Origin of the sequence: Methylobacterium sp. 17Sr1-1, from assembly GCF_003173775.1 — a bacterium.
GTDB lineage: Bacteria > Pseudomonadota > Alphaproteobacteria > Rhizobiales > Beijerinckiaceae > Methylobacterium.
In genome coordinates this window covers 3,060,017-3,070,570 of sequence record NZ_CP029552.1, presented here as the reverse complement: position 1 = coordinate 3,070,570, position 10,554 = coordinate 3,060,017, and the positions used below count along the sequence as shown (strand labels likewise).

Here is a 10,554-nt window from a genome sequence, read left to right as displayed (position 1 = left end):
GCGTCGCGCTGCCCCTCTCCCGCCCCGCATCCGCGGGGCACCCTCCCCGCAGAGGGGGGAGGGGTGAACCGTCGCGGTTGTGAAAAGGCGTCCGAGCCAGGTCATGTCCCGTCCCTCCCGTGCAGGCGCACCCAGGTGAGGCGGGTGGGCGAGTAGCCGGTCGCGGCGTGCAGGTCGTCGAAGGCGTGGGTGGCGGCGATCACCGCGCGGGCGGCCTTCGCCTCCGGGTCATCGGGCCGGTAGACGAATTCCCGCCCGTTGCGGCGCCAGCGCACCGGCTCGCCGGAGCGGGGCGCGGTCAGCATCGCGATGGTCGGGAAGGCCGGGCCCCCATGGGCGTGGAGCCGGTGCGCCGCGGCGTCGTCGTCGAAGATCAGCCGGGTCAGGCCGCGCTCGCGCGCCTCCAGCACCCGCCGGGCCTGGCTGATATGGTCGTCGAAGAAGCCGACCGCCTTGTCCGCCTCGAGACGCGGCAGGCGCGCCGCCGACCAGTCGCCGGCGTGGTAATGGGCGCGTGCATCGCGGTAGCGCAGTCCCGAGAGGTCGGGATCGAAGCAGAAGATCTCGGCCTGCGGGCAGGCCTGGCGCATCACCCAGGTGGTCAAGCCCCGGAACACCCCCGATTCGACGATCACCTCAGGCGAGAGCGCCCGCATCAGCACGTAGAGCTGGAGCGCTCCGTTGAAGCCGTTGCCGCCGCGCTTCTGCGCCACCGGGGCCGCGGCGATCAGGTCCCAGAACGTCGCGACGGCTGGGCCTGTGCCGCCCGGCAGGCTCAGGCCGGATTCCGCGAGGTCGTGGTCGAGGCGCGCGGCCGCCGCCGCGATCAGCGCGTCGGTCTCCGGGCCCGAGAGCGGGCGGTGGTTCCAGTCGGAGACGGCCGGAACGAGGTCGTAGCCGAGGCGGTCGAACAGGCGGCCGAGGAAGCGGCGGCGCAGCCGCTCGACGAAGGGGTGAGGACGGAGGGCGGCGCCGTGGGGCATCGGAGTCTCTGAGAAATCAGGCGGCTTGCCGGAGCACCGGCCCGGCGACCCGGACGAAATGCCCGGGTTCGATCTCGGTCATGGTGCCGGCCGCGCCGCCGGTGAGGCGATAGGGTTCGGGCCAGCTCGCCGGGTCGGAGAAGCGGTCGCTCATCAGGAGCTTGAGGTCGAGGGGATGGTCGAGGTCGGGCTCGGGGACCGCGGCGAGCAGCGCCCTCGTGTAGGGGTGGGCCGGGTTCTTGAACAGGGCGGCCTTCGGCGCCTCCTCGACGATGTACCCCCGGCACATCACCGCGATCGTGTCGGCGATGTAGTCGACCACCGCGAGGTTGTGGGACACGAACAGGTAGGAGACGCCGAGGCTCGCCTGGAGGTCCTTGAGGAGATTGAGCACCTGGGCCTGGACCGAGACGTCAAGGGCCGAGACCGGCTCGTCGCAGAGCAGCACCCGCGGCTTCAGGGCGAGCGCCCGGGCGATGCCGAGGCGCTGGCGCTGGCCGCCCGAGAAGGCGTGCGGGTAGCGGCGCAGGGACGACTGGTCGAGCCCGACCATGTCGAGCAGCTCCTTCGCCCGCTCGTAGCGCTCGTCCGACGACCCGACGCCGTGGATGCGCAGGGGCTCGGTCAGGAGCTCGTAGACCGTCATCCGCGGGTTGAGCGACGAGAACGGGTCCTGGAACACGAACTGCACCGCCCGGCGGAAGTCCTTCAGCTCCCGGTCCTTGAGGGCGAAGACGTCGCGGGGGCCGCGGCCGGAGCCGTCGTCGAAGGTGACGGTGCCGGAATCGGGGCGCAGGGCCCGCATCACCACCTTCGACAGGGTGGTTTTGCCGCAGCCCGATTCGCCGACGAGGCCCAGCGTCCGGCCCGGATGCAGCTGAAGCGACACGCCGTTGACGGCGTTGATGGTGCGGGTCTTCCCCTTGAACCAGCCCGAGCGCAGGGTGAAGGACTTGCGCACCCCCTCGATGGCGAGCAGCGGCCCGGCCGGATCGGGGCGGTGCGGCTCGCCGGCCTTGCGGGCGAGCACGGCGCTCTTCACCTCGCGGATCGGCGTCAGGCGCTCGCCGGGCGCCATGTGGAAGCGCGGCACCGCCCGCATCAGGGCCTTGAGGTAGGGGTGGCCGGGGCGGCGAAAAATCTCGTCCCGCGCGCCCGCCTCCATCACCCGGCCGCGATACATCACCACCACGTCGTCGGCCATGTTGGCGACGACGCCGAGATCGTGGGTGATGAGCAGCATCGCCATGCCGGTCTCGGCCTGGAGGTCGCGCATCAGCTCCAGGATCTGGGCCTGGGTGGTGACGTCGAGCGCCGTGGTCGGCTCGTCGGCGATGAGGAGGGCGGGCCGAGTGATCAGCGCCATCGCGATCATCGCGCGCTGGCGTAGGCCCCCCGACAGTTCGAACGGGTAGGTGACGAGCGCCCGCTTCGGGTCCGGGAAGCCGACCCGCTCGAACACCTCGATCGCCCGGGCCTTGGCCTGATCGGCCGAGACGTCGGCGTGCAGCCGCAACGCCTCGGTGACCTGATCGCCGACGGTGTGGAGCGGCGACAGCGAGGTCATCGGTTCCTGGAAGATCATCGCGATCCGCCCGCCGCGCAGCGCCTGCATGCGGGAGGAATCGGCCTTGAGGGCCGCGATGTCGACGCCGCCGGCGGGGCCGGAGGGATCGGCGAAGCGGATATGGCCGCCGCTGATCCGGGCGACCTTGGGCAGGATCTGCAGGATCGCCTGCGCGGTGACCGACTTGCCCGAGCCCGATTCACCGACGAGCGCCACGGTGCGGCCGGCCGGCACGTCGAGGGACAGGCCGTCGACCGCCCGGAACGAGCCGGAATCGGTGGTGAAATCGACCGTGAGGTCGCGGATCGACAGGAGCGGTGCCGTCATCCTGGTGCCGTGCGGTCCTCTCGGGGGGAGCGTCCCCGGATTGTCACGGGAAGATAGGGTCCGTTTGTGACACGGGCGACGCCGTGGGCGCAAACAAAGCGGCGGCGCGCGATATTCTCGAGGCCGGATCTTTCGCCGCATGGGCGGCGAGGTGGTCGAGCAGGCGCTCGCAGAACGCCCAGGTCGCCGCGTCCTGCACGAGGTGGTGGGTGAGGAGCCCGACCGGGCCGCCCTCCGCCACCGCCCGGGCGGCCCGGGCGACGACGCCACCCGGATCGGCGAGCCCGCCGCCGGCGCGCCAGGCGACCGGGTCGATCGCCGCGTGGGCCTGGGCGAGGCCTGCGACCGGGCGCAGGGAATGGGCCGCCGAGACGCCCTGGTAGCCGAGGGCCGGGAGAGTCGCGGGCAGGTCGGGGGCGAGGCGGTTCCAGGGCGGCACCAGCACCGGCAGCAGGCGGGGGCCGAGGCGGGCCTTCGCGAGGGCCAGGGCTTTTGCGGCGTCGGCCTGCAATGCAGCCAGTGGCCGGTGCGAGCCGAACTCCGCCCTCTTGCTGTCGAGCGGCGCGTGGTTGGTATGGGCGAGGCCGTGGACGAGGAGATCAATCCCCGCCTCGTCGGCGACGCGTGCGGCCAGCGACGGCTCGGCCCGGGCAGGAATCGCGGCGAGCGCCACCGGCCAGCCGGTCCGGACGGCGAGGGCGAGCAGGCGGTCGAGGGCAGGGGTGTGGGCGACCGCGTCGTCGTCGCGCCACCAGAGGATGGTGGTGCGGCCTGCATCCGCGGCGCGTGCGAGGGCGTCGGTGAGGGGTGTGAAATCGACGGCAGCGTCAAGGTAAACCGCCTTCCCCTCCCCAGGCGATCTCGGGCTTGCCCGAGATCCAAGCCCGAGATCGCCTGGGGAGGGGAAGTGCCGTACTTCGTCACGATTGAGGCTGGCATCCGCCAGCATCGCCTCCACGATCGCTACGCTCCGCCGCGCCCCGTCCCGCGCGATGGCGTGCCCGATCCCCGGCGGCGGGGCGGCCAGGACCGCTGCCGCGAGGCGTTCGGCCGTGAGGTCGCTCTCCGGCAGCACCCGGGCGAGGCCGTGGGCGGCCAGCGTCTCGGCGCGCAGGCGCTGCTCGGTCTCGTGGCCGGCCTCGAACGGCACCAGCAGGGCCGGGCAGCCGCCGTGCAGGAGATCGAGCACCGTGTTGTAGCCGGCCTGGCTCACCGAGAGCGCGGCCCGGGCGAGGAGTGCGCGAAAGTCCGGCCGCGCTCGCTCGACGACCACGTTTCCGGGCGCCGCCGCCGCGAGGGCCGCGAAGGCGGGCTCCGGCACGGCGCGGCCGACGAGGATGCGCCAGGAGAGGCCGGGGGTGAGGGAAGCCGCCGCGACCGCGGCCTCCTGCAACGGCAGGCCCGCGGCGCTTGACCCGCCCGAAACCACGATCCCGGCGCGGGGACCATCCGGCGCCAGCGCCGCGTCGCTCTCGTCGACGTAGCCGGTGTAGCGCAGGCGCCGCGCCACCGCCTCGTCGACCGGCCATGAGGCGTCGAGGGGCAGGAAGGCGGGATCGCCGTGCACCAGCACGGCGTCGTAGGAGTGAAGGCGGGCGTGGGTCGCGGCGATCCGCTCCGGGCGGCTCGGGGTCGCGAGGATGTCGCGGATCGAGGCGAGGAGCAGCGGGCGTGCTGCGGCCCCCCGCACGGCCTCGGCCAGCGCCTCGAATTCCGGCGCGAGGACCCGGCGGCCGAAGGGATAGAGCTCGGTGATCACCGCGTCCGGGGTCGCCTCCGCGAAAGCGGCGCGCAGGGCATGGCTCCGGGCCGCCAGACGCTCCGCCGTCACGGGCGCGCCCTCCGGGTCGAGGAGCGCCGTGAAGGCGGTGCCGGTGATCCGCACCGGCGGCAGCTGCACCAGGCGGATGCCGTCGAGGCGGGGCAGGGCCGCCGGGAGGCCGCCGGAGACGAGCGTCACGGCGTGGCCCGCGCCCGCGAAGGCCCGGGCCAGGGCCGCCGCCCGGGTGAGATGGCCGGCGCCGAGAAGGTGGGTGACGGCGATCAGGATCCGGCTCATGCGCGCTCCCCCAGGAGCGGGGCGAGCGCCGCGCGCAGGCGGGACGCCGCCCCGTCGAGGCTCCGCTCCGCGCGGGCGAAGGCCAGCGCGGCCGTCCGCATCGCCGCGAGGCGGCCCGGTGCCGCGGCGAGGTCGCGGATCGCGGCGGCGAGCGCAGCAGGGTCGCCCGGCGGCGTCACCCGGCCGGTCACGCCGTCCTGGACCACGTCCGCCACGCCGCCGTAGCCGCCGGCCACCACCGGGCAGCCATGGGCCTGCGCTTCCAGCAGCGCCATGCCGTAGGCCTCGTTGACGGCCGGCCAGACCAGGAGGTCGGCGGCGCCGTAGAGGGCCGAGAGGCCGGTGGCGTCGACGGCGCCGTGGCGGCGCACCCGGTCGCCGAAGGGCGCGAGCAGGGCCGACACCTCGGCCGCGGCCGGGCCGTCCCCGGCGACGTCGAGGCTCCAGGCATAGTCGCCGATCTGGCCCAGGGCCTCGGCCAGCAGGCGGTAGGAGGCGAGCTTGTCGCCTTCCCGCATCATCGCGACAGTGAGGAGGCGCAGAGGGCGGGGCGGCGTCGCGATGCGATGGTCTGCCCGGATACTCGAGAGCCGCGGGATCCCCTCTCCCGTGTGGGAGAGGGGTAGGGGCGATCGAAGATCGCGCGAGGGTGGAGACGGTGCCGCAAGTGGCACCGAACGTTCCGTTGCCAGCACGACAGTTCGAGCCTTACTCGGAAGCGCGCCACCCTCGCGCGATCTCCGATCGCCCCCACCCCTCTCCCACACGGGAGAGGGGATCCCGCGCCAATCTCGCCTCGGGTCGTGTCCAGACAGACCCCGAGCCCCGGTAGACAGCGGCCACTCCGCCGGATCGAGGAACGGCGGCAGGTCGGCGAGCACTTGGGCCCCCGGCCGCGCCGCCTCCAAAGCCGGCCGGTCGCGACGGTTCATGACGAGGATCAGGTCCGCCGCGTCGAGGGCAACCTCGGCCCCGGCATGGCCGAGGGCGTGCGGGCCGGACGCGCGCCGGGGCGCCCGCGAGCCCTCCGCCACCACGTACGGGATTCCGAGGGCCCGCGACACGACCGGGCCGATCCAGTCCGGCGCCTTGTAGTAGACGTGGTAGGTGAACCACAGGGCCGGCGGATCGGCTCGGTACGCCGTAATCAGGCGCTCGGCCTCCGCCAGCGACGCGGCGCGCAAGCCCGGATGCCGCGACCCGTCGGGATCGCGGGTGCGCAAGCAACTGGCGACCTCCGGGGCGAACCCGGCGACGGCCAGCGCCCGCAGCAGCAGCCGCGCCATCGTGCGCTCGCCGGACGGGACCGGGTGGCCGGGGGCCTTGAGGGGCGCGTAGAAGGCGACCCGGCTCATCGCCCGGCAGCATTCCGGAGCAGGCGCGCCACGGTCTCGAACCCGGCCTCGGCGCCGAACTCCGCCCGCAGCCGGGTGAGGGCCGCCGCCGCCAGGCGGGCCCGTTCGGCGGGATCGCGGGCGAGCAGGTTGACGGCGTTCGAGAGCGCCCCCCAATCCCCCGGCGGCACCAGCCGGCCCTCGATGCCATCGCGCAGAAATTCCGGGATGCCGGCGAAGTCGGTGGCGACGACGGCCAGGCCCTGAGAGGCCGCCTCCATGATCACGTTGGGCAGCCCGTCGCGGTCGCCCGACGGGGCGCGCTTGGCCGGCAGCACGAACAGGTCGGCCTCGCGCAGGAGCGCCACCACCTCGGGCTGGGGCTTCGCGCCGAGAAACATCACCTTCTGCGACAGGCCCAAAGCCGCGGCCTTCGCGCGCAGCGACCCCAGCGCCTCGCCGCCGCCGACATGGGCGAGGCGCCAGTGCAGGTCGGGGGGAAGGGCGGCGAGGGCGTCGAGGAGGTCGTCGAAGCCCTTCTTCGCCACCGCCCGGCCGACGGTGACGATTCTCAAGGGATCGGCCGGGTCCGACCCGTCCCGGGCCGGGCGGGATTCCGGGGGGGCGGGAAACCGCGACAGGTCGAGGCCGTGATAGACGAGCGCGACCCGCGTCGGATCGCCGGCGACCTCGCGCAGGCGCGCCGCGCCCGCTGCCGTGCAGGTGACCGCGAAGGCGAGCCGCGCGTCGGTGAGCTTCTCGGCCAGCTCCCAGTCCGGCGTGGTCCAGATGTCCTTGGCATGCGCCGAGGCGCTCCAGCTCCGCCCGGTCAGCAGGGCGGCGTAGCGCGCTACCGAGGCCGGGGTGTGCAGGTAATGGACGTGGATGTGGCCGATCTCCGCCGGCAGCTCGCGGGCGAGCACCAGGGCCTGGCCGAGGCGCCGGCCGCGATTGGGCGTGCGGTCGCGGGCGAGGTCGCGCCAGGCGAGGCGGATGAGCGGCAGGAGGCCCGGCCGGCGCAGGGCGGAGAGGGCCCCGCGTAGCACCCGGAGCGGCGCCTGGTAGAGGTATTCCGGCAGGTAGGTGACGGGGGCGCGGATCTGCCGGTGCATCGGGTGCACCGCGCCGTCATGCGGTTGGCGCAGCGACCAGATCGCGAGGTCGAGGCCCCGCGCCTCGAGCCCCAGGAACTCCTGGGCGATGAAGGTCTCGGACAGGCGCGGGTAGCCCTTGACGAGGACGGCGATGCGGAGCGGGGGCATGGAGGGGGAGGCTTACTCGGCGGCCACGCAAGGAGCGTCCGCGGCGGCGGCGAGGCGGCGGATCGCCGGCAGGCCGTCGAGGAGGCCGGGGATCGGCCGGGACGAGGGGGTCGGACGGTGGGGCAGGGCGTCGAGCGCCGCGGCCATGCGGGCGGTATCGTCGTCCGCCCCGGGCTCGATGACGCCGACGAGGCCGAGCCGGGCGGCGGCGCGGGCGCGGATCAGCTGCTCGCGCCGCGGCCGGACCCGCGGCAGGATCAGGGCCGGACGGTCGAAGGACAGTATCTCGCAGAAGGTGTTGTAGCCGCCCATCGCCACCACGCCGGCGGCGCGGCGCATCAGCCGCTCCAGCCGCGCGTCGAAATCGAGGGAGGCGAGGCGCGGATGGGCGGCGATGCGGGCGCGAAAGCGCTCCTGCTCGGCGGCCGGGAAGAACGGGCCGAACACCACCAGCGCCCGGTGCTCCAGCGTTTCCGCCTCGTAGGCGCGCACCACCGCCTCGACCAGCTCGACCCCGTCGCCGCCGCCGCCCGGGGTGACGAGGAGGAACGGCTCCTCCGCCGCCTCGTCGGGCCCGCCCGCGTCGGGGGCCTCCCGGCGCAGATAGCCGGTATAGGTCAGGCGGTCCCCGACGCCGGCGGGCAGCGCCAGCCCGTCGAGGGGGGCGTAGATCGCCTCCAGGCCGTAGACCCAGAGCGAATCGTAGAGCGGCAGCACCGCGAGCGCGCCCTTGCGCTCCCATTCGGGTGCCAGCAGGTCCGGCGCGTCGAGCACGTCGCGCAGGCCCAGCACCAGCCGGCAGCCCCGGGCCTTGAGGCGGTGGAGCGTCGGCAGCACCTCGCCGTGGAAGCCGGCCGGCTCCTTGTCGACGAGGAAGAGGTCGGGGTCGAAGCGGTCGGCGACGTGGCGGATCAGGGCGGCGCGGGTCGCCACCACCTCGTCGAGGCCGTGGCCGGGACCGAGGCTCTGGTACTCGCCGCTGGCGAGCTTGGTCACGCCGGGCAGGCGCCGGCAGCTCACCCCGGGGGCGAACCGGAAGGCGTGGCTCACCGGCGAGCCCGACAGGATCACCACCCGCCGCTCCGGCGCCCCCGCCACCAGGGCATGCGCGATCGCCCGTGCCCGGCGCAGGTGGCCGAGCCCGAACGTGTCGTGCGAGTAGATCAGCACCCGCTGCGGGGACCCGCCGGGCACGGGCGAGACGAAGCTCATCCTGCGGACACTTCAGTCCGGGCGGACATCTCGGTCCGGCGAAACAGGGAGGCCCGTGCGGACACGGCGGGCCGGGTGCGGCTCAACGGTATCGGCATCGGGTTGCGGACCTCCCGGGCGCGGAACCCCAGACTAGCGCATCCGCCCCCGGCCCGGCTACCCGGGTGGGGCCGTTATGGTCACGCTTGTGGCGGCGCCGCACCGCCGAGCGGGTTGGCGGCGCATTTGCAAGGGCGGCGCGGCCGCTCCCCGGTCGCACGCATCCGGGGCGGCGAGATGTGATGACGGAGTCCCCGATGCCCGAATGCCTCGTCTTCCGCGTGCCGACCCGGCACCCCGCCGACGTCTCGGGCCTCGACGCCCTGATCGAATCCGGCGCGGTCTCCGCCGGCGAGATCGTGGCGGTGTTCGGCAAGACCGAGGGCAACGGCTGCGTCAACGACTTCACCCGGCCGCTCGCCGTGATGGCCCTGGAGGCGGCGCTCGGCGCCCGACTCGGGGTTTCGCCCGCCGCGATCGGCGCCCGGGTCGCCCTGGTGATGTCGGGCGGCACCGAGGGCGGGCTCTCGCCCCACTTCCTCGTCCTCGCCCGGCGCGAGGGGCCGGCGGGGACGGGCCGGGCCCTCTCAGTTGGCACCGCCTTCACGGAGGATTTTCTCCCCGAGGAGATCGGCCGGATGGCGCAGGTGCGCGCCACCGCGGCGGCCGTGCGCCGCGCCATGGCGGCGGCGGGGCTCGACGCGGTCGAGGACGTGCATTTCGTGCAGGTGAAGTGCCCGCTCCTCACCAGCGCCCGCATCCAGGAGGCGGCCGCCCGGGGCGAAACCGTCGCAACCCACGACACCTACGCCTCGATGGGCCTCTCCCGCGGCGCCTCGGCGCTGGGGATCGGGCTGGCGCTCGGCGAGATTCCGGACGCGGCGCTCGACGATGCGGTGATCGGCACCCGCACCGACCTCTATTCCGGCCGCGCCAGCGCCTCGGCGGGGATCGAGCTGATGCGCAACGAGGTCATCGTGCTCGGCAACGCCCCGGGCTGGAGCGGTCCCCTGCGCATCGCCCACCGGGTGATGCGCGACGGCATCGACCTTCCGGCGATCCAGGGGGCGCTCGCCGATCTCGGCTTCCCCGCCGCCGGCCAGCTCGCGCCGGAGGCCGCCGCCCGCGTCGTCGCCCTGCTGGCGAAGGCCGAGCCCTCGGGCGACGGGCTGATCCGCGGGCAGCGCCACATCATGAACGACGACAGCGACATCAACGCCACCCGCCACGCTCGCGCCCTGGTCGGCGGCGTCGCCGCGGCGGCGATCGGCCGGACGGACCTGTTCGTGTCGGGCGGGGCGGAGCACCAGGGGCCGGACGGGGGCGGGCCGGTGGCGGTGATCGGGCGGGTGGAGGCGTAGTCCCGGCCCGGCTCGCCGTTCCCTCGGCCTGGGGACCGGGCTACAACCCGCGTCGCACTCCTGGGAGATGTCCACCATGGCCAAGGCCTACTGGGTCGCGACCTATCGCGCCGTCAGCAACCCCAACGCGCTCGCCGCCTACGCCAAGCTGAGCGCACCGGCGATCACCGCCGCCGGCGGGCGAATCCTCGCCCGCGGGATGCCGGCGCATACCTACGAGGCCGGGCTCATGCAGCGCACGGTGGTGATCGAGTTCGACAGCGTCGCGCAGGCGATGGCGGCGCATGACAGCCCGGCCTACCAGGAGGCCCTCGCCGCCCTCGCGGGCGGGGCCGAGCGCGATATCCGCATCGTCGAGGCGGTGTGATCGGTTGCCCTGAGCGATGGCGGCAGACCGACATCTCTCGACG

8 protein-coding genes are annotated in these 10,554 nt (G+C 74.2%); 2 read left to right on the top strand and 6 right to left on the bottom strand.

The genetic code is table 11. The features are described from left to right. Positions 1–101: 101 nt before the first annotated feature. Genes DK412_RS13800 through DK412_RS13775 form a run of 6 tightly spaced genes read right to left on the bottom strand, consistent with a single transcriptional unit; the run spans position 102 to position 8,744 of the window. On the bottom strand, positions 102–983 hold the full coding sequence (locus tag DK412_RS13800; RefSeq protein ID WP_109972407.1) for a hypothetical protein: 882 nt from the start codon (positions 981–983) through the stop codon (positions 102–104). 16 nt (positions 984–999) lie between these two features. Further along, positions 1,000–2,877 (bottom strand): ABC transporter ATP-binding protein, encoded by a 1,878-nt coding sequence (locus DK412_RS13795; RefSeq protein WP_109972406.1) that lies wholly within the window; start codon positions 2,875–2,877, stop codon positions 1,000–1,002. A 43-nt stretch (positions 2,878–2,920) separates the two neighbouring features. Next, complete coding sequence (locus DK412_RS13790) at positions 2,921–4,936, bottom strand: glycosyltransferase (protein ID WP_109972405.1); 2,016 nt, start codon at positions 4,934–4,936, stop codon at positions 2,921–2,923. Next, positions 4,933–6,291, bottom strand: a complete 1,359-nt coding sequence (locus DK412_RS13785) for a glycosyltransferase family 4 protein (protein ID WP_245447646.1) — start codon at positions 6,289–6,291, stop codon at positions 4,933–4,935. The genes DK412_RS13790 and DK412_RS13785 overlap by 4 nt, the downstream gene beginning before the upstream one ends. Beyond that, on the bottom strand, positions 6,288–7,532 hold the full coding sequence (locus tag DK412_RS13780; RefSeq protein ID WP_109972404.1) for a glycosyltransferase: 1,245 nt from the start codon (positions 7,530–7,532) through the stop codon (positions 6,288–6,290). Before DK412_RS13780 ends, DK412_RS13785 begins: the two co-directional genes overlap by 4 nt. A gap of 12 nt (positions 7,533–7,544) precedes the next feature. Continuing rightward, positions 7,545–8,744 carry a hypothetical protein gene (locus DK412_RS13775; RefSeq protein ID WP_109972403.1) on the bottom strand — a complete coding sequence of 400 codons (1,200 nt, stop codon included), beginning with the start codon at positions 8,742–8,744 and terminating at the stop codon, positions 7,545–7,547. A gap of 281 nt (positions 8,745–9,025) precedes the next feature. Between DK412_RS13775 and DK412_RS13770 the strand changes: the two genes are divergently transcribed. Together DK412_RS13770 and DK412_RS13765 are read left to right on the top strand one after the other, a co-directional pair. Beyond that, positions 9,026–10,144, top strand: a complete 1,119-nt coding sequence (locus DK412_RS13770) for a ring-opening amidohydrolase (protein WP_280953985.1) — start codon at positions 9,026–9,028, stop codon at positions 10,142–10,144. Between the two features lie 76 nt (positions 10,145–10,220). Beyond that, the gene (locus DK412_RS13765) at positions 10,221–10,511 is read left to right on the top strand and encodes a DUF1330 domain-containing protein (RefSeq protein ID WP_109972402.1); all 291 of its coding nucleotides are present in this window, start codon (positions 10,221–10,223) and stop codon (positions 10,509–10,511) included. The last annotated feature ends 43 nt before the right edge of the window (positions 10,512–10,554 follow it).